General features: G+C 71.3%; 18 protein-coding genes and 1 riboswitch. Of the genes, 12 read left to right on the forward strand and 6 right to left on the reverse strand.

The annotated features are described in order from the left end of the window. Positions 1-74: 74 nt before the first annotated feature. The 6 genes from QRN56_RS01135 (at position 75) to QRN56_RS01160 (ending at position 6,348) form a co-directional block, all read left to right on the forward strand. Entirely contained in the window at positions 75-1,319 is a 1,245-nt protein-coding gene (locus tag QRN56_RS01135; protein ID WP_285100621.1) for an extracellular solute-binding protein, read from the forward strand. 72 nt (positions 1,320-1,391) lie between these two features. Beyond that, positions 1,392-2,267, forward strand: a complete 876-nt coding sequence (locus QRN56_RS01140; RefSeq protein ID WP_285100622.1) for a carbohydrate ABC transporter permease — start codon at positions 1,392-1,394, stop codon at positions 2,265-2,267. Continuing rightward, positions 2,267-3,190, forward strand: coding sequence for a carbohydrate ABC transporter permease (locus QRN56_RS01145; RefSeq protein ID WP_285100623.1), 924 nt, complete (start codon positions 2,267-2,269; stop codon positions 3,188-3,190). The genes QRN56_RS01140 and QRN56_RS01145 overlap by 1 nt, the downstream gene beginning before the upstream one ends. Positions 3,191-3,284: 94 nt before the next feature. Next, a riboswitch (SAM riboswitch) is annotated at positions 3,285-3,401 on the forward strand. 4 nt (positions 3,402-3,405) lie between these two features. Next, positions 3,406-4,350 carry a methylenetetrahydrofolate reductase gene (locus QRN56_RS01150; RefSeq protein ID WP_285100624.1) on the forward strand — a complete coding sequence of 315 codons (945 nt, stop codon included), beginning with the start codon at positions 3,406-3,408 and terminating at the stop codon, positions 4,348-4,350. A gap of 138 nt (positions 4,351-4,488) precedes the next feature. Then, positions 4,489-4,944, forward strand: coding sequence for an Hsp20/alpha crystallin family protein (locus QRN56_RS01155; protein ID WP_285100625.1), 456 nt, complete (start codon positions 4,489-4,491; stop codon positions 4,942-4,944). 186 nt (positions 4,945-5,130) lie between these two features. Next, the gene (locus QRN56_RS01160; RefSeq protein WP_285100626.1) at positions 5,131-6,348 is read left to right on the forward strand and encodes a golvesin C-terminal-like domain-containing protein; all 1,218 of its coding nucleotides are present in this window, start codon (positions 5,131-5,133) and stop codon (positions 6,346-6,348) included. Between the two features lie 83 nt (positions 6,349-6,431). Here the strand turns inward: QRN56_RS01160 and QRN56_RS01165 are convergent, their stop codons facing one another. From QRN56_RS01165 to QRN56_RS01180, 4 genes are all read right to left on the reverse strand, one after another. Further along, positions 6,432-6,956 carry a hypothetical protein gene (locus tag QRN56_RS01165; RefSeq protein WP_285100627.1) on the reverse strand — a complete coding sequence of 175 codons (525 nt, stop codon included), beginning with the start codon at positions 6,954-6,956 and terminating at the stop codon, positions 6,432-6,434. Positions 6,957-6,963: 7 nt separating this feature from the next. After that, positions 6,964-7,605 (reverse strand): lysophospholipid acyltransferase family protein, encoded by a 642-nt coding sequence (locus tag QRN56_RS01170; RefSeq protein ID WP_036958689.1) that lies wholly within the window; start codon positions 7,603-7,605, stop codon positions 6,964-6,966. Between the two features lie 152 nt (positions 7,606-7,757). Then, positions 7,758-9,632: a glycoside hydrolase family 2 protein gene (locus QRN56_RS01175; protein WP_285100628.1), complete on the reverse strand. Its 1,875-nt coding sequence runs from the start codon at positions 9,630-9,632 to the stop codon at positions 7,758-7,760. 141 nt (positions 9,633-9,773) lie between these two features. Then, positions 9,774-10,811, reverse strand: a complete 1,038-nt coding sequence (locus QRN56_RS01180; RefSeq protein WP_285100629.1) for a LacI family DNA-binding transcriptional regulator — start codon at positions 10,809-10,811, stop codon at positions 9,774-9,776. A 146-nt stretch (positions 10,812-10,957) separates the two neighbouring features. Between QRN56_RS01180 and QRN56_RS01185 the strand changes: the two genes are divergently transcribed. From QRN56_RS01185 to QRN56_RS01200, 4 genes are read left to right on the forward strand one after another with little or no spacing between them, the layout of a single operon-like run. After that, positions 10,958-12,316, forward strand: a complete 1,359-nt coding sequence (locus QRN56_RS01185; RefSeq protein WP_285100630.1) for an extracellular solute-binding protein — start codon at positions 10,958-10,960, stop codon at positions 12,314-12,316. A 14-nt stretch (positions 12,317-12,330) separates the two neighbouring features. Further along, entirely contained in the window at positions 12,331-13,299 is a 969-nt protein-coding gene (locus QRN56_RS01190; RefSeq protein ID WP_285100631.1) for a carbohydrate ABC transporter permease, read from the forward strand. Between the two features lies 1 nt (position 13,300). Beyond that, on the forward strand, positions 13,301-14,212 hold the full coding sequence (locus QRN56_RS01195) for a carbohydrate ABC transporter permease (RefSeq protein ID WP_285100632.1): 912 nt from the start codon (positions 13,301-13,303) through the stop codon (positions 14,210-14,212). 16 nt (positions 14,213-14,228) lie between these two features. Then, complete coding sequence (locus QRN56_RS01200; RefSeq protein ID WP_285100633.1) at positions 14,229-15,365, forward strand: App1 family protein phosphatidate phosphatase; 1,137 nt, start codon at positions 14,229-14,231, stop codon at positions 15,363-15,365. Positions 15,366-15,408: 43 nt separating this feature from the next. Here QRN56_RS01200 and QRN56_RS01205 read toward each other — a convergent pair whose 3' ends face one another. Continuing rightward, positions 15,409-16,683, reverse strand: coding sequence for an NYN domain-containing protein (locus QRN56_RS01205; protein ID WP_285100634.1), 1,275 nt, complete (start codon positions 16,681-16,683; stop codon positions 15,409-15,411). Between the two features lie 148 nt (positions 16,684-16,831). Here QRN56_RS01205 and QRN56_RS01210 point away from each other — a divergent pair, with 148 nt between their 5' ends. Both QRN56_RS01210 and QRN56_RS01215 read left to right on the forward strand, forming a co-directional pair. Further along, positions 16,832-17,473 carry a TetR/AcrR family transcriptional regulator gene (locus QRN56_RS01210; RefSeq protein ID WP_285100635.1) on the forward strand — a complete coding sequence of 214 codons (642 nt, stop codon included), beginning with the start codon at positions 16,832-16,834 and terminating at the stop codon, positions 17,471-17,473. Positions 17,474-17,503: 30 nt separating this feature from the next. Next, positions 17,504-18,376 carry an LLM class F420-dependent oxidoreductase gene (locus QRN56_RS01215; protein ID WP_285100636.1) on the forward strand — a complete coding sequence of 291 codons (873 nt, stop codon included), beginning with the start codon at positions 17,504-17,506 and terminating at the stop codon, positions 18,374-18,376. A gap of 3 nt (positions 18,377-18,379) precedes the next feature. Here QRN56_RS01215 and QRN56_RS01220 read toward each other — a convergent pair whose 3' ends face one another. Next, positions 18,380-18,994 carry a DNA-3-methyladenine glycosylase I gene (locus QRN56_RS01220; protein WP_502928736.1) on the reverse strand — a complete coding sequence of 205 codons (615 nt, stop codon included), beginning with the start codon at positions 18,992-18,994 and terminating at the stop codon, positions 18,380-18,382. Positions 18,995-19,081: the final 87 nt, after the last annotated feature.

Consider the following 19,081-nt stretch of genomic DNA (forward strand, 5'->3'; position numbering starts at 1 on the left):
TTTGTTAGAACCATTGACAGATTCCGACCCGAGTGAAAACGTGACCTGCACCACCACGAAGGAGAGGGACGGCAATGGCGCAGTACAAGAGGCTCGGCGGGATCATGGCGATCACGCTTGCCGCGACAACCGGACTGACGGCCTGCGGGTTCGGCGGGTCCAGCGGGGAGGCGACCGGCGACGGGACCACTCTCGACCTGCTCGTCCCCAGCTACTCCGACGCCACCCAGGGAAACTGGGACGACGTGATCGCCGGGTTCGAGGAGGAGAACCCCGACATCGACGTCAACCTCCAGGTCGAGTCCTGGGACAACCTCGAGTCCGTCATCGCCACCAAGATCCAGGGCGGCGACGCACCCGACATCTACAACGGCGGCCCCTTCGCCGGCTTCGCCGAGGACGAGCTGCTGTACCCGGTCGAGGAGGTCACCTCCGAGGAGACCTACGCCGACTTCCAGCCCACGTTCCTGGAGAACGCCCAGGTGGGCGGCACCACCTACGGCCTGCCGTTCATCGCGTCGGCCCGTGCGCTGTTCGTCAACGACGCGCTCCTGGAGGAGGCGGGCGCCGAGGTGCCCACCACCTGGGACGAGCTGCTCGAGTCCGCCAAGAAGGTCTCGGAGCTGGGTGGCGGCGTGGCCGGCTACGGCATGCCGCTCGGTTCGGAGGAGGCGCAGGCCGAGGCAGCGGTGTGGCTGTGGGGCGGCGGCGGCACCTTCGGCGACGCCGAGGCCATCACGATCGACACCCCCGAGAACCTCCCGGGTGCCGAGTTCGTCAAGAAGATGATCGACGAGGGCGCCACGCAGGCCGACGCCGGCGCGACGGACCGCAGCCCGCTGTTCGACATCTTCGTCCAGGGCAAGGTCGGCATGCAGGTCGGCCTGCCGCCGAGCGTCGGGCAGATCGAGTCGGACAACCCCGACCTGGAGTACTCGATCCACCCGATCCCCACCGAGGACGGCTCGCCGTTCACGCTGGGCGTGGCCGACCACCTCATGGCGTTCCAGAACGACGGCGACAAGCAGGAGGCCATCACCGCCTTCTTCGACTACTTCTACTCCGCCGACGTCTACGTGCCCTGGGTCCAGGCCGAGGGCTTCCTGCCCACGACCCTCTCGGGCTCGGAGCAGCTCGCCGGCGAGGAGGCGCTCGCGCCGTTCCTCGAGGTGCTGCCCGACGCGCAGTTCTACCCGAGCACCAACCCGGACTGGGCCGCGGCCGACTCGGCGTTCAAGGCGCTCTTCGGTCAGCTCGACGGGAAGAAGTCGGCGCAGGACGTCCTGACCGAGATCCAGGAACAGGTCGACGCGGGCTGACGCCCCGCACCGACCGCCGTGCCCGGCACGGCTGACCACACGCAACGCTGAACCGAAAGCACGGGGAACTTGGTGAAGGACCTGTTGAAGGCCCTGCCGTGGATCGGGCCCGCGGTCGCACTCATTGCGGCCGTGGTCCTGTTCCCGGTCGGCCTGATGTTCTGGAACTCGACACGCGACATCAGCCAGAGCGGCGTGGACGACGGGGGAGTGGGCCTCGCGAACTTCGCGACGGTCATCGGCTTCCAGTACTTCTGGCCGATCCTCGGGCGCACGGTCGTGTGGGTGGTCGTCGTCGTCGGCTGCACCCTGATCGGGTCGCTGGCGCTCGCGGCGCTGCTGAACAAGGCGTTCCCCGGGCGCCGCCTGGTCCGGATGGCCGTCATCGTGCCGTGGGCCTCCAGCGTCGTCATGACGACGCTGGTGGTCCACTACGGCCTGGAGCCGTACTTCGGCATCATCAACTCGTTCCTGGTGGACGTCGGCCTGATCAGCACGCCGGAGGGCTACGGCTGGACCCGGCACCCCGGCACCGCGTTCGCGTGGGCCATGGCGGTCGCCGTGTTCGTGTCGCTGCCGTTCACCACCTACACGGTGCTCGCCGGGCTCCAGACGGTGCCCGGCGAGACCGTGGAGGCCGCGCGCATCGACGGGGCCAGCGGGGTGCGCACCTACTTCAGCGTGGTGCTGCCGCAGCTGCGGGGTGCCATCTCGGTGGCGGTGCTGATCAACATCATCAACGTGTTCAACTCGCTGCCGATCCTGCGCGTCATGACGGGGTCCATCCCCGGGTACGACGCCGACACCGTCATGACGATGATCTTCAAGTACATGCAGAACCAGCGGCAGATCGACCTGGCCAGCGCACTGTCCGTCATCGCGTTCCTGGTGGTCATCGCCATCGTCGCCGTCTACGTGCGGGTCGTCCGCCCCCTGGAGGAGGTCTGATGACCGCGATCACCGACCCGGGGACCACCTCGCGCAGCGCGACCCGGCCGCCGTCCGACAACCGGAGGAGGGTGCGGAAGTACACGACCGACCAGGTGCCGCTCGGGTCGCTGCTGCTCCGGCTGCTGGCCGGGCTCGTGGTGCTGGTGGTCTTCCTGCTGCCGTACCTGATCATGTTCTTCGGCTCCGTCAAGACCAAGGCGGAGATCAGGTCGGTCGACCCCACCTACTTCCCCACGGAGTGGCACTGGGACAACTACGTCACGATGTGGTCCACGCCCGAGACGCCGCTGGCGCAGAACCTGATCTCCACCCTGGTGATCTCGCTGTGCGCCACGCTGCTCGTGCTGGCCGTGGCGCTGCCCGCCGCCTACTACACGGCGCGGTTCCGGTTCCAGGGCCGGCTCTTCTTCCTGTTCCTCGTGATCGTGACCCAGATGGTGCAGCCCGCCGTGCTGACGTCGGGTCTGTTCCGGCAGTTCATCGCCATCGGGATCCTCGACACATGGGTCGCGATGATCCTGGTCAACGCCGCGTTCAACCTGTCCTTCGCGGTCTGGATCATGCACAGCTTCTTCGCGGGCATCCCGAAGGAGGTCGACGAGGCGGCGCAGCTCGACGGCGCCGGCACGTTCGCCGTCCTGACCAAGATCAACCTGCCGCTCGTCTGGCCGGGCATCGTGACGGCGGTCGTGTTCACGTTCGTCGCCTCCTGGAACGAGTTCGCGGCCTCGCTGGTGCTGCTCACCACGGCGGGCAACCAGCCGCTGTCCGTGGCGCTCACCAAGTTCGTGGGCCAGTACGAGACGTCGTGGCACTACGTGTTCGGGGTGTCCGTCGTGGCGATCGTGCCCGTGGTGATCCTGTTCATGATCATCGAGAAGCGCCTGGTGGGCGGCCTGGTGGCCGGGTCGGTGAAGTAGCGGGCGGGCCCGGTCCACACACCGTGGACCGGGCCGTCTCGACTTACGGACGAATTCTGTCCCAGTGCTGGACGGTCGCTTAGCATGGTGGCGAACCCCATCCAGAGCGGTCGAGAGTCCTGGCTCCCTGACACCGCAGCAACCTGCCGATCTCCTGCCGCGTCGCCGCGGTGCGAGGGACGCAAGGTGCTCACGCCAGGTTCGATGGAGCAGCCATGGTCGCCGAGCCGCACCCCCACCGCCCCACGGTGTCGTTCGAGCTGATGCCCCCGCGTCGGCCGAACGCCGCACCCAACTTCTGGGAGACGGCGCAGCGGCTCGTGGCGGCCCGCCCGGACTTCGTCTCCGTGACCTACGGGGCGGCCGGCGGCGACCGCGCCACCGCGCGCGAGGTGCTCGCCACGCTGCTGCGCGGCACGCCCGTGCTCCCGGTGGCCCACCTGACCTGCGTGGGCGCGTCCCAGGAGGACGTGTCCGCGGTGATCGAGGAGTTCCTCGAGGCCGGGGTGCGGTCCTTCCTCGCCCTGCGCGGCGACCCGCCGCGCGACGAGCCGGACTGGCGCCCGCCGGCCGACGGCGTGCGCTCCAGCGTGGACCTGGTGCGGCTCCTGCGGCAGGTGGACGAGCGGCGGTGCGCCGCCGACGTCAGCACGGCGCTGCGCTCGGCCGCCCGCCCGCTGGCCATCGCCGTCGCCACGTTCCCCGACGGCAACCCCGGGGCCGGCACCACGCGCGAGCAGGAGGTGCGGCGGCTGCTGGAGAAGCAGGAGGCGGGCGCGAGCTTCGCGATCACCCAGTTCTTCTACCGCGCGGACTCGTACACCGGGTTCGTCGAGGCGGCCCGGGCGGAGGGCGTCACCATCCCGATCCTCGCCGGGATCCTGCCCACCACCGAGGCCCGCCGCCTGCGCCGGGTCCAGGAGCTCACCGGGGTGGCGGCTCCTGCGGAGCTCCTGCGCGACCTCGACCGGCTCACCGCGCCCGACGGCGCCGTCGACCCCGAGGCCCAGCACGCGCACGGCATCGAGTACTCCGCGGCGCTCGCGCGCGAGGTGCTCGACGCCGGCACGCCCGGCCTGCACGTGTACACGTTCAACAAGCACCGCCCCGCCCTCGACCTCCTGGACCGCGTGGGCCTGACGGGCCGAGCGGCGGCCTGACGGATCGCCGGCACGGGGTTGGCACTCTCGGGTGTCGAGTGCCAGAATTGGAGCGTAGCCGGGCGGCGGCCGAGGCCGTCGCCGATCGCTGCGGCCCTGGAGGGGCCAGGGCCGCATCGTCATAGGAGGTGATGCGCGATGGCTACCTACTGGGACCCGTTCCAGGAGATGGACCGGATGTTCAGCACGTTCGCCGGCAACACACGGCAGTCCGGCGCGATGCCGATGGACCTGTTCCGCACCGGTGACCACTACGTCCTCTCGATGGACCTGCCCGGTGTCGACCCCGGCACCATCGACGTCTCGGTCGAGGACCGGACGCTCACCGTCCGGGCCGAGCGCACGCAGCGTTCGGACGACGGCGCGCAGTGGCTGGTCCGCGAGCGGCCCACGGGAACGTTCGCCCGACAGCTCACGGTCGGCCGGGGCCTCGCCCTCGACCGGATCTCGGCCTCGTACGCCGACGGCGTGCTCTCGCTGACGATCCCGGTCAGCGAGGAGGCGAAGCCCCGCAAGGTCGAGGTGGCGCACACGGCCGGCTCGACCTCGATCGGGCGCGGTTCGTCCGAGAGCCGCCAGAGCATCGAGCAGTAGTCCGCTCGCACCGCAATGCCGGACGCCCAGGTCACCCCGGTGGCCTGGGCGTCCGGCCTCCGTGGCGGCGCCGGCATCGTACGCGGGATATGGCCTGGATGTGATGTACCCGGCGGGTCGCAGGTCGGCCGATACTACGGATGAAATCGGCTCGTACCAGCGCGATTGACCCGTGGAGGCCCCACCGTGCACGAACACGACCACAGCTCCACCGACCACGACCACTCCTCTCTCGACCGGCGTGACCTGCTCCGCGGCGCCGTCGTCCTCGGCATCGGTGCCGCGGGCGCGACGATAGCCACCGCACCCGCCGTCGCCGCACCCGCCGCTCCTGCTGGAGCGGCCCCCGCGGCGCCCGGCAGGGCAGCCGATGCCCCGCCCTCCCTGGCGCCCGACCCCGAGGCGCCCGCCGACGCGCCGCCCGGCGCCGCGGCCGGGGTCGAGGTAGCCGCGCCGACCATCGCGAGCTGCGCCACCTGGGGCGCCGCGGCGGCCCGCGGCACCATCGACACGGTCGCCACCAACCCGAACAAGATCCTGATCCACCACACGGCGTCGGCCAACGTCACCGACTACTCGCAGGCCGCCGGGTACCAGATCGCGCGCGACATCCAGCAGTGGCACTTCGCCAACGGCTGGGTGGACACCGGGCAGCACCTCACGGTGAGCCGCGGCGGGTACGTCATGGAGGGCCGGCACGGCTCGCTGTCGCGGCTGCAGAACGGCAGCGGCACGGTCGTGGGCGCGCACGCACCCGGCCAGAACAGCCAGGCCATCGGCATCGAGAACCAGGGCACCTACACGAGCGCCACGCCGCCCGCGCAGCTCTGGAGCCGGCTGGTCGAGCTGTGCGCGTACATCTGCGACCAGTACGGCATCGCGCCGACCCAGATCTACGGGCACCGGGACTACACGGCGACGGCCTGCCCGGGCGACGTCCTCTACTCGATGCTGCCGCAGCTCCGGTCCGAGGTGGCCGCGGCCCTGTCGGGCACGAGCTGGTCGGTCATCGTGGACAACACGTCGGCGGGCTTCTCCGCGGGCTCGTCCTGGCTGACGTCGTCCTTCTCGGGCGAGCGGTACGGCGCCGACTACCGGTACGCGACGCCCGCCGAGGTCAGCGACCTGGCGACGTACTCGGCCACCATCCCGTCCAGCGGCTCGTACCGGGTGGAGGCGTGGTTCCCGGGGATCGCCGGCTACAACACGTCCACGCCGTTCATCGTCTACACCGGCACCGGCTCGTCGACCATCCGCGTGGACCAGTCCACCGGCGGCGGGGCCTGGCTCTCGCTCGGCACCTACGCGATGACGGCGGGTACCCGCACCGTCGTGGCGGTCAGCCGCTGGACGCAGGGGACGGCGTACGTCGTGGCCGACGCGATCCGGATCACGCGCCTCTGACGCCGCACCCACCTCTGACGCCGCACTCGCCCGAGTGTCAGACCCACAGGTCACCCGGGTGGCCTGTGGGTCTGACATCTGCGTCAGCGGGGCGTGGGCGTCAGCGTCCGGAGCAGCTCGTCCGGCGCGGCGACGCCCACGAGCACCGACGTCGCCCGGACCTTCCGCAGCACCTGCACCCGCCCCGCTACCGGCCGGGACAGCTCGATCAGCACGGCGGGCGACGTCGTCGCGCGTACCAGCGAGAGCCGGCCGGTGCTCTCGTCGAACCCGGCACCGAGCTCCAGGGGACGAGCTGCGGTGGGCCGGTACACCGCCGCGGAGACGACGTCGGGGGCCGCGACGTCGACCGCGCCGAGCCAGCCGAGCCGGAGCCGGGCCACGCCGTCGGACACGTGGTGCCGCGACCACAGGGGTGAGACGAAGAGGACCACCAGGGCGGCCGTGAGCACCCCGACGAGGAGGTCGACGGCCAGGGCCACGGGCGCGGGGAGCAGGGCGCCCGCGACGAGGTGCAGCACGAGCGCCTCGATCGCGCCCAGCGCCGCCACGCCGGCGACCAGACCGAACCACGGGCCCCGCCCGCCCAGGCCCAACGCCGCGCTCACGCCGGCCTCAGTCCGCGCGCTCCTGGCCGCTCATCGCCTGGATGGACTGCATGACCTGCTCGGTCAGCTCGCGCCGCGCCTGCGCAGGCTTGGTACCGGCCGCGATCTGCCGGGAGGGGTCGATCGGCGTACCGAAGTGCAGCTCGACCCGGGCGAACCGCGGCATCTTGCCGATGGGCTTCACCTTGTCCGTGCCGAGCAGTGCCACCGGGACCACGGGGGCCTTGCCGGTCAGGGCGAGCCACGCGACGCCGGTGTGCCCCTTGTGCAGCTTGCCGTCCCGGGAACGGGTGCCCTCGGGGTAGATGCCGAACGCGCCGCCGCGCTGCAGCACCGCCAGGGCGTCCTCCAGCGAGCGCTGCCCGGCGCGAGGGTCGTCCCGCTGCACCGGGATGTCGCCCATCTTGGTGAAGAACCAGCGCGAGAGGCGGCCCTTGATGCCCTTGCCGGTCCAGTACTCGGCCTTGGCCAGGAACGCGACGTGCCGCGGCGCCATGATCGGGATCAGCAGCGAGTCGATGAACGACAGGTGGTTGCTGGCCAGGATCACGGCCCCACGCTTCGGGATGTTCTGCAGCCCAGTCACGCGCGGGCGCAGGAGCACGAGCACGAGGATCGAGAGGATGAGCTTGAGGAACCGGTACGTCACCGGCCTATTGTGCACCCCCCAAGCGCCGCTGTGGGTGGGGTGTTATGTGGTGAAAAAGACTAAAGAGACCTACAAGGTGCACAGTCCGGTAGACGTGTCAGACGTACAGGTCACCCGGGTGACCTGTACGTCTGACACGTGCGGTGGGGCGGTCAGGAGGCCTCGTCGGCGCCCTTCTCGAACGCCGCCGGACGCACCTGCACGGCACGGACACGGTCGACGTCGAGCTTGACGCTCCGGTCGAACCGGTAGATGCCGTTCTCCTCCTGGAACACGTCGGTGAGCTGCGTGTAGCAGTAGCCGAACATCAGGGGGTCGTCCAGCAGCGGGTCCGTCAGACCGGCGAACCGGGTGTGGAACTCCTCCTCGTCCACGACCCGCTGGCCGTAGCCCCACGAGTCGGGCGAGCTGCCCGACGCGCTGGCCGCCGTCTCCGGGTTCCACCAGATGCCGCCGTACTCGCTGACGAAGTAGGGCTGCCCGTTGTACGGCTGGGAGATCGGCGTGCCGTTGTCCCGCTCGTTCCCGTAGGGCTTGCCGTCGGCCAGGCCACCGACCAGCTCCGTGAACTTCGCCGGGTCCTGCTCGTACAGATGCGAGTCCCAGACATCCGTCTCGGGCACGCGGTGCGAGTAGCCGCTGGCGTCCAGCACCGGCCGCGAGGGGTCCGCCACCTTGGTGGCGAGCCACATGCTGCGGGTCACGTCGTCCAGCTGCGTGATGCGGTCGTGCAGGTCCTGGTGCGTCTCGTTGAGGGGGCACCAGCCGATGATCGACGGGTGGTTGTGGTCGCGCTGCAGCGCCTCGAGCCACTCGGCGACGTACGAGGTGGTGGGCCGCTGGCCGTCGGCAGGGGTGCCGTAGCCGCTGACGCCCCAGTCGCCGAACTCGCCCCACACCAGGTACCCCAGCCGGTCCGCGTGGAACAGGTAGCGCTCCTCGAAGACCTTCTGGTGCAGGCGGGCGCCGTTGAAGCCCGCCGCGAGGCCCAGCTCGATGTCGCGCAGCAGCGCGGCGTCCGACGGCGCCGTCATGAGCGACTCCGGCCAGTAGCCCTGGTCCAGGACCAGCCGCTGGAAGACGTGCTCGCCGTTGATCTTGATCGCCTGGCCGTCGATGGAGACGGAGCGCAGGCCGGCGTACGAGCGCAGCGAGTCCACGACGGCGCCGGCGGCGTCGCGCAGCTCGATGTCGACCCCGTACAGGTGCGGGTCCTCCGTGCCCCAGGTGCGGACGCGGTCCGCCGGCACGACCACGCGCAGCGCCGGCGCCAGGTCGAGGTCGGCGCGCGCGGTGGCGCTCGCGACCTCGCCGTCGGCGTCGGTCACCGTGACGGAGATCGTGTGGCCCCGGCGGTTCGCGGAGAGCGGCACGACGACGTCGAACGCCGAGCTCGACAGGTCGGGCGTGATGCGCGGACGGCGCAGGTGCGTGGCCGGCACGGGCTCGAGCCAGACCGTCTGCCAGATCCCCGTAGTGCGCGTGTAGTTGCACTCGAAGTTGGCGTACCGGTTGGACTGCTTGCCCCGGGCCTGCGGCCCGTGGCGCGTGTCCCGGGCCCGCACGACGACGGTGACGGTGTCGCCGGGGGCGGCGTGCCCGTGCAGGTCGGCCGTGAACGGCGTGAAGCCGCCGCGGTGCCGCACCACCTCGGTGCCGTCGACCCACACGGTCGCGTCGTGGTCCACGGCGCCGAAGTGCAGCAGCACGTGCGGGTCGTCGCCCACGGCGGACCACTCCGCGGGGACGGTGATCTCGCGGCGGTACCAGACCGCCTCGAGGAAGTCGGTGTTCTCGATCCCGGAGAGCTCCGACTCGGGGGCGAAGGGCACGGTGATCTCGTCCTGGAGCGGCCGCTCGACGAGACCCCGCTCGAGCCCGGAGTCGCCCGGGTCGATCTCGAACTGCCAGGATCCGTTGAGGTTGAGCCAGTGGTCCCGGACCATCTGGGGCCGCGGGTACTCGGGCCGCGGGACGGCGGTCGCCGTTGGCGTCCCTTCGGGCGAGAAGCGGTCGAGGAAAGTCATCAGCTGCTCCATTGCGTCTACGACAGGTGCGCGGCGATTCAACACGTCTTCCGCCAAGAATGCAACGTTGTATCACTCGACTCGCCCGCCGACGGCGGCCGGGCCGGCCCGCCGACGGCCCCGGCCGGGGCCGTCACCAGGTCAGACGCGGCTGCTCTCGCGGACCAGCAGGCGGTACGGCACGACCTCGTCGACCGGGTCGACGCCCGGCTTCTCGAGCTGGGCGATGATGCGGTCCACCGCCGTCTCCGCGATGGCCCGGAGGTCCGGCGCCACGGTCGTCAGCGTGGGGTTCGAGAACCGGCCGTCCTCGGTGTTGTCCCAGCCGGTCACGGCCACGTCGTCGGGCACCCGCACCCCGTTGAGGCGCAGCGCGTGCAGCGCGCCGAGCGCGAGCTCGTCGTTGGCGCACACGATCCCGTCGACCTGGTCGATCCGCGCCAGGACCGACTCGATCGTGGCGGCGCCGGACGGGCGCGAGAACTGCGGGCACTGGAGCACCCACCGCTCGTCGACCTCCAGGCCGGCCGCCGCGTGGGCGTCGAAGAAGCCCTGCACACGCTGCGCACCGGTCCGGCCCGCGCCGCGCGGCTCGGCGCCGAGGAAGGCCAGCCGCCGCCGGCCGGTGTCGAGCAGGTGCTTGGTGACCTGCGCCGCCGCGTCGACGTTGTCGATGCTCACGTGGTCCGTCCGCCGCTCGCGGGCGGGGTCCGGGTCGGCCCGCTCGCCGAGCAGCACCAGGGGCACGGGGCCGCGGACCTCGTCGATCTCGGCCGGGGTCAGCTCCAGCGGCGAGAAGATGATGCCGTCGATCGCCTGGACGTCGAAGCCGCGCGCCACCTCCAGCTCGGTGTCGCGCGAGGACCTGGTCTCCTCGATGAGCACGCGGTAGCCGCGGGCACTCCCGACGTCGATCACCTCGTGCGCCAGCACCGAGAAGTACGGCGCGTGCACCCAGGGCACCGCGAGGGCGAGCGTGTTGGTGCGGCCCCGCCGGAGCTGGCGGCCGGCCAGGTTGGGCCGGTAGCCCAGCTCGGCGATCACCGCCTCCACCCGGGCCCGCGTGACGTCCCCGACCCGGCCCGTGTCGTTGACGACGTTGGAGACGGTCTTCCACGAGACGCCCGCTGCCGCGGCCACCTCCTTGATCCCTACCCGTCGACCCGCTTGCTCGGCCAAGCCTTCACTTCCTTCCGCCATGTGCCCTCTTGACTGGACGCCCGTCCTAGTCCATCGTGATCCAACGTTGGAGCGCAACGTTGCACCATTGGAGGTCGATGATGACCGTAGTACGAGGACGTGGCATCCCGGGCCAAGGAAGCCCCGTGGCCGCGTCGAGAACCCGCAGTCTCGTGGGTAGTTCCGGGGGGCTGAGCAGGCGGGAGCTGCTGCGCGCGGCCCTCGTCGGGGCAGGCGGGGTCGCGCTCGGTGGCGCGCTCGCGGGCTGCGCCACGCCGAGCGCCGCGGGCGCCGGCAAGACCTCGGTCATGGTCTGGGACCTCTTCTCAGGCGGCGACGGCGCCCTCATGCAGGAGATGGCGGGTGTGGTCGCCGCGGCCAACCCGGACATCGCCGTCGAGACCACGACGCTCGCCTGGGGACCCCCGTACTACACGAAGCTGGCGATGGCCTCGTCCGGCGGGCGTCCGCCGGAGGCCGCCGTCATGCACATGTCCCGGCTGGCCGGGTATGCGCCGGGCGGGCTCCTGGAGCCGTTCGACCTGGACGCGCTCGCCGAGCTGGGGATCACCGAGGCCGACTTCGCCCCGGCGGTGTGGCAGAAGGCCCAGTTCGAGGGCCAGCTCTACGCCCTGCCGCTGGACACCCACCCGTACATCGCGTTCCACAACCCCGACATCGTCCAGCAGGCCGGCCTCGCGGGGCCGGACGGCAAGCTGGACCTGGCCGCCGTCGCCGGGGCCGACCGCTTCCTGGAGGCGGGGCGCGCGATGGCCGAGGTCACGGGCGAGACCGGGGTCAGCTGGGGCTACCAGCGCGACCCCGCGGGCTGCTGGCGCATGTTCTGGGGCCTGTACTCCCAGAACGGCGGCGGCTACGAGCTGACGCCGGGCCGCCCCGCAGCGCTCGACGAGGAGGCCGCCACCGAGGTCTTCGAGTTCCTCCAGGCGATGGTCGACGGCAAGGTCGCGGCGAAGAACCAGGACGGCAACGCCGCGTCCGGCCGCTTCATGTCGAACCGCACCGGCCTGATGTTCGCCGGCGAGTGGGACCTGCCGATGTTCCAGGGCGCGAACCCCGACGTCGGGGCCACGCAGTTCCCGGCGATCTTCGACACCCCGGCCAACTACGCCGACTCGCACGCGTTCGTGCTGCCCAAGCAGGGCACGCCGGACCCCGCCAGGCGCGAGGCGACCTACCGGGTGCTCGCGGGCCTCCTCAAGGAGGGCCTGACCTGGGCCTCGGCCGGCCACATCCCGGCCTACCAGCCCATCGTGCAGGAGCCCGCGTACCAGGAGCTCACCCCGCAGCGCGACTACGCCCCCGCGGCCGAGGTCGCCGTCTTCGACCCCGACGCCTGGTTCACCGGCGGCGGCAGCGACTTCCAGACGCGCATGGCCGACGCCATGACGGACACCCTGGCCGGCAAGGCCCCGGCGCGCACCGCCGTGACCCGCATGCTGAGCGAGATGGACCGGTTCCTCTCCCAGCCCAACCCCGCCTGATCGAGAGGACGACGATGACTGTCTCGAACGCCGGCGTCACGGCGCCCCCAGGACGGGCCCTGTCCGACCTGCGGAAACCCTCCGGCCGGTCCGGTACCCGCACCGCCTCCACCGGCAAGTCCCTGCGTGAGCGGGACAGGTCCGGCTACCTGTTCGTCGCGCCGTTCGCGGTGGCGACCGGCCTGTTCCTGCTGCTGCCGACGCTGTACGGCCTGTGGATGAGCTTCACGAACCAGAGCCTCACCGGCACCGGCAGCGAGTTCATCGGGTTCGCCAACTACGCCGAGGCGTTCAGCGACCCCCAGGTCTGGACCACGCTGTGGCACACCGTCTGGTTCACGGTGCTCAGCACCGTCCCCCTGGTGGTCGTCGCCCTGGTGATGGCGCTGCTCGTGCACACCGGCCTGCCGGGCCAGTGGGTGTGGCGCATGTCGTTCTTCGCGCCCTACCTGCTGACCAGTGCCGTCGTGTCCGCGCTGAGCAGCTGGCTGTTCCAGCCCGACATCGGCCTGCTCGACACGTGGTTCACCGCCCTCGGGCTGCAGCCCGTGGGCTGGCTCACCGACGAGAACGTGGCGATGTTCTCCATCGCCGGTGTCACCGTCTGGTGGACCGTCGGGTTCAACTTCCTGCTCTACCTCGCCGCCCTGCAGGGGATCCCCCAGCAGCAGTACGAGGCCGCGACGATCGACGGCGCGGGCGGCTGGCGCCGGCTCTTCTCCATCACCCTGCCGCAGCTGCGCAACATCACCGGCGTGATCGTGGTGCTGCAGCTTCTCGCGTCGCTCAAGGTGTTCGACCAGATCTACCTGCTCACCGCGGGCGGGCCGAACGGGAGCACGCGGCCGATCCTCGAGTACGTCTACGACACCGGCTTCACCAACTACCGGCTCGGGTACGCCTCCGCGATCTCCTACGTCTTCTTCGCCCTGATTCTCGTGTTCACGCTGGTGCGGCTGCTGCCGTCCAGGAAGGAGGCCTGACGTGTCCGTCGCCGAACTGGTCGCCGACCGCCGGACGAGGGCGCAGCAGGAGCGCGCCGAGAACCGGGCCCTCACCAAGCTGACGATCGGACCCTCACCCTGGGTGCGGGTCGGTGCCCTCGCCGCCCTGGTCGTCCTCGCGGCCATCTGGCTGCTCCCCGTGGCCTGGGGCGCGGTCACGAGCTTCAAGCACGAGGCCGAGGCCGCGCTCCCGGCGTCGTGGTGGCCCACGACGGGCTGGACGCTGGAGGCCTACCAGCAGGTGCTCGGCAACAGCGACCTGCTGATCTGGATGTGGAACAGCCTCGTCGTCGCCGGGCTGGTCACCATCCTGACCGTGCTGATCTCCGCGATGGCCGCCTTCGCGTTCTCGCAGACGGTGTTCAAGGGCCGGGGCCTGCTCCAGTGGCTCACCATCGCGTCGATCATGATGCCTGGGCAGATCCTCATCGTGCCGCTGTTCCGGCAGATGCAGGTGATGGGCCTCGTGGACACGTTCGCGGGCATCGTGCTGCCGCAGGTCGTGGCGCCCGTGATGGTGTTCATCCTCAAGCGGTTCTTCGACGCCATCCCCAGCGAGCTGCTCGACGCCGCCCGCATCGACGGGGCGGGCACCTGGCGGCTGTTCTGGACCATCGTGCTGCCGCTCTCGCGGTCGATCCTCGTGGCCGTGGCGATCTTCGTGTTCATCGGCGCGTGGAACAACTTCCTGTGGCCGTTCATCGTCACCACCGACCCGCAGTTCATGACGCTGCCGGTCGGCCTGTCCACCGTCAAGAACGCCTACGGCGTGCAGTACGCGCAGAACATGGCGTCCGCGATGATCGCGGCGCTGCCCCTGCTCGTGGTGTTCATGCTGTTCCAGCGCCGCATCGTCCAGGGTGTCGCGACCACGGGCATGGGCGGGCAGTAGTAGGCAACAATCGGGTGTGGCCACTCCGACCCCGCACCCTTCGCAGCGCCCGCACCTCGCCGCGGTCGTGGAGGACCACCTCTACGCCGCGGCGGGGTGGGTGCTCGTCCGCGTGGGCTGGCGCCCCCGGCTGGAGGCCTACGCCGGGTACGGCACGCCGGACAAGGTGCGGGTGCTCGCCCGCGTGGTGCTCTCACCGCGGCGGCCCGGCATCCCGAACCGCGACGCCCTCCGGGCCGGCCGGCGTGGGTTCCGCCACTTTCTCACCGTTCCGGCGCCCCACCGCAGGGTGCGGCTCCAGGTGGGCGGCGGCACGTCCGAGGTGACGAGCGACCGGGCCGGCTACGTCGACGTCGAGCTCCCCACGGACGCCCCACTGTCCGACGGCTGGCACACCGCCGTCCTGACCTGCCTCGACGAGCCGGAACCGGCCGAGGCCGAGGCTCCGCTCCGGGTGCTCGACGAGCGCCCGCGGTCCGGCGTGGTCAGCGACATCGACGACACGACGATGGTCACCGCCGTGCCCCGGCCCCTGCTCGCGGCGTGGAACACGTTCGTGCGGCACTCCAGTGCGCGGCGCGCCGTGCCGGGCATGCCCGAGCTGTACCGCACGCTCCAGCGGGCTCACCCGGACGCACCCTTCTTCTACCTGTCGACCGGCGCCTGGAACACCGCGGGCACCCTGCGCGCGTTCCTCTCGCGGCACGCCTACCCGCCGGGCCCGCTGCTCCTCACCGACTGGGGGCCGACCCTCACCGGGTGGTTCCGCAGCGGCCAGGCCCACAAGCGGGCGAGCCTCGACCTGCTCATGTCGTGGTTCCCGCACGTGCGCTGGGTGCTCATCGGCGACGACGGCCAGCACGACGTCGAGATCTACGAGGACGTCGCGCGCCGCCGTCCCGACCGGGTGCGGGTCGTGGCGATCCGGCAGCTCACCGGCGGGCAGCAGGTGCTCGCCGGGAACGCGCCGCACGTAGGGAACGCGCAGCACGGGGGGAACGGGTCGCACGCGGTGGACGGGTCGCGCGCCGGCACGACGACGGCGGTTCCCGCCGTCGCGCCGGTGCCGACCGTCGCGGGCCGGGACGGGGACGAGCTCGCCCGCCGCCTCGCCTCCGTGCCGGGCGTGCTCGACGACCGGGACGGGACCTAGGCGCCGGCTCCGCTCGTCTGCCGCCCGAGCCGACGGTTCCGGCTCAGGAGGAGGCGGTCACCAGGTAGTCGTCCGCGTCGTCGTCCCAGGCCAGGGACACCGTGCCCGCCGCCTCCGCCGCCTTCGCGAACTGGAGGAACCCGCGGAAGCCGAGCGCCTTCTCGGAGAAGTCCGGGCGCCGCTTGCGCACGGCGTTCTTCAGCCCCGACAGGGCGGCCGACCCGTTCGACTCCTGCACCACGTCACGCAGCAGCGCGAACGCCGCGTCGGTGTCGCCCTGCTCCGGCAGCGACACCTCGGGGTCGCCCGCGGACGGTCCCGGCGCCAGCTCGACGAACCCGCGGTCCGCGAGGAACCGCAGGAACTCGCCGAACGTGCGGAAGCCGTAGTCCGACTCGCTGAACGTGGCGTCCTTGCGCAGCAGCGTCCGCTTGAGGGCGGACGCCGTGACGGCGCCGCTGGTCGAGGACTGCAGGTCGCCGAGGGTCTGCGCCACGCGTACCTCCATGGGCACGTCGTCCGACGCCGGGGCGTCGTCCTGATCGCTGACGTCGACGTCCGGCTCGGCCTCCGGCGCGACGTCGACGGGTGCCGGTGCGGGCTCCGCCTTCCTGCGCCGGCGGGTCGCGGGCTTTGCCTCGGGCTCGGCCGGCGTCTCCGGCTCGGCCAGGGCCTCGGGCGAGGTCGTGCCGGCGACGGCCTCCGCGACCGCCTCGGCGGCCTTGGCACGGCGCGCGGCGGCCGGCGCCTTCTGCGCGGCGGCGCGTTCCGTCGTCGTGCCGGCCTTGCGGGTGCGCGAGCCGCGCTTCGGGGCGGGGGCGCCCTGGTCCTCGTCGGGCACCTCGACGCCCTCGAGGCGGTCGTAGAAGAGGAACTCGTCGCACGCGGCCGGCAGCAGGCGCGACGTCGACTTCTCGACGCCCACGCCGATGACGCGCTTGTTCAGCTCGCGCAGCTTGTGGACGAGCGGGGAGAAGTCGCTGTCGCCCGTGCACATGACGAACGTCGAGATGTAGTCGCGCTCGAAGGCCATCTCGATGGCGTCGACCACCATCTTGATGTCGGCGGCGTTCTTGCGGGAGGCCCCCATCCGCTGCGTCATCTCGATGAGCTCGACCTGGTGGCGCGTGAGCATGCGCCGGTCCTCGTCGAAGTACGACCAGTCCGCGTACGCCCGGCGCGCGACCACCCGGCCCCGCACGGCGAGCGCGTCGGCGATCGGGCCGAAGTCGAACTGCATCCCGCCCAGGTGCTCCCGGGCGCCGAGCGCCAGGTTCTCGTAGTCGATGAAGACTGCCAGGCGTTCCTCTTGGTCCATGTCCGCCACTCTAGGGGTTGCCGGTGAGGGAAGCGGCGGGACCGCACCGCGCCGCCGCTCCGCAGGGCGAAATGGAGAGCGGGTGAAATATGTCGTGTCGGGTACGCCCGCTCGGCCCGAAAGTTCACCCGTTGCCTAGGATCGGGCCATGGCCGAGGCGACCGCCGGACACGACGACGACCCGATCTCCAACCGGAGTCGGATCATCGGTGCTGCCGCGCGTCTGACCTGTGCCCACGGCTGGTCCAAGGTGACGATGGGCCGGCTCGCGACGGAGGCGGGCGTGAGCCGTCAGACGGTCTACAACGCCGTCGGCAGCCGCGACGACCTGGCCGAGGCGATGGTGCTCACGGAGTCGGCGCAGTTCATCTTCCGGATCGCCGAGGCCTTCGACCGGCACCCCGACGACCTGCTGCCCGCGATCCACGACGCGGTGGAGAGCACGCTCACGTTCGCCGAGGGGAACGCGCTGCTGCGCGCGGTGGTCTCGGCGACCCATGGCGCCGACACCGAGCTGCTGCCCCTGCTCACCACCCACTCGGAGGCGCTGCTCGGCACCGTGAAGGTGGTCGTCCAGGACCGGGTGGACCAGTACGAGGTCGCCCTGGAGCCGGAGCGGATCGCGACGGTCATCGACATCGTCGTGCGGACCGCGCTGAGCCACGTCATGCAGCCGACGGCGTCCCCGCGCGAGACGGCCGAGTCGATCACCTGGCTGGTGGCGTGCGTCCTGGGGCGAACGGAGGAGCTGGCCACGTCGGTCGCCTCACGGGCCACGCCCCGCGCTTGACGCCCCGCGTCGGCGGAGGAGGATCGAGGCATGCGAATCGGCACCCACTTCATGCGTTTCGACTCGATGGAGCCCGCCCGGATGCGTACCGAGCTGGCTGACGCTGCCCGGTACGCCGACGAGGGCGGCGTCTCGTGGATCTCCGTGATGGACCACTACTTCCAGATGGAGCACCAGGGCTTCCCGGCGTCGGACCCGATGCTGGAGGCGTACACGACGCTGGGCTACCTGGCCGGCGTGACCGAGCGGGCGCAGCTCGGCGCCCTGGTCACCGGCGTGACGTACCGGTACCCGGGCCTGCTGGCCAAGATCGTCGCGTCGCTCGACGTGGTATCGGGCGGGCGGGCGACCTACGGCATCGGCGCCGCCTGGTACGACAAGGAGCATGCGGGGCTCGGAGTGCCGTTCCCGCCGGTCAAGGAACGGTTCGAGATGCTGGAGGAGACTGTTCGGATCGCCCGGCAGATGTACGACCCGCAGGAGAACGGCCCGTTCGAGGGCAAGCACTTCCAGCTCGCCGAGACGCTGTGCTCGCCGCCGCCGCTGTCGGGTCCGGAGATCATGATCGGCGGATCCGGCGAGCGGAAGACCCTCCGGCTCGTGGCGCAGTACGCCGACGCGTGCAACCTGTTCGCCGAGACCCCGGAGCGGCTGCGCCACCTGCTCGACGTGCTGCACCGGCACTGCGACGACGTCGGGCGCGACCCCGCCGCCATCCGCATCACGATGCTGCACCGCGGGCGCCCGATCGGCCCGGACGACACCGCCGCCTTCGTCGAGGAGATGCGGGGCTTCGCCGTGCACGGCGTGGACACCGTGATCCTGCGGCCGCCGGGCACGTCGCTCGCCGCGTGGGTGCGTGACGCGGTGCTCCCGGTCGTGGAGCCGTGCGCCGACCTGTGACCCTCAGCCGGCCGTCCCGGCGCTCCCGGTGCCGGCCCGGCGGAGCACCACCGGGCACGTCGCCAGGTGGTCGTCCACCAGGCCGCACGCCTGCATGGCCGCGTACGCGGTGGTCGGGCCGATGAACCGGAAGCCCTCCTTCTTGAGCGCCTTGCTCAGTGCCTTGGACTCGGCGGTCGACGCCGGAACGTCCCTGAACGTGGCATGACGTTCGCGTCCGGCCGGGTCAGGTGCGAACGACCAGATCAGCTCGTCGAGCGTGCGCCCCGAGTCGTGCAGCGCGACCACGGCGCGCGCATTGTCGACCGTGGCCTCGATCTTCATGCGGTTCCGGATGATGCGGGCGTCGCCGAGCAGACGCTCGACGTCGTCCGGTCCGAACGCGGCGACCCGTTCCGGGTCGAACCCGTCGAAGACCTCGCGGAACGCCGGGCGCTTGCGCAGCACGGTGATCCAGGAGAGCCCGGACTGGAAGCCCTCCAGGGCGATGCGCTCGAGCAGGGCGGACTCGCCGTGCACGGGCACGCCCCATTCGTCGTCGTGGTAGGCGGAGTAGAGCGGGTCGCCGTCGCCGAAGCAGCGCGGGGTCGCGCCTGCTCCCTCGGCCGCTGTCCTGATGTCTGTCACGGGATCACTTGTCACGGCACCACTCTGACTCACGCCACCGACACTCCACACCCACCGGCCGTCCGCCTGTGCACAACG

The sequence above is a fragment of the Promicromonospora sp. MEB111 genome (genome assembly GCF_030209445.1).
Classification (GTDB): domain Bacteria; phylum Actinomycetota; class Actinomycetes; order Actinomycetales; family Cellulomonadaceae; genus Promicromonospora.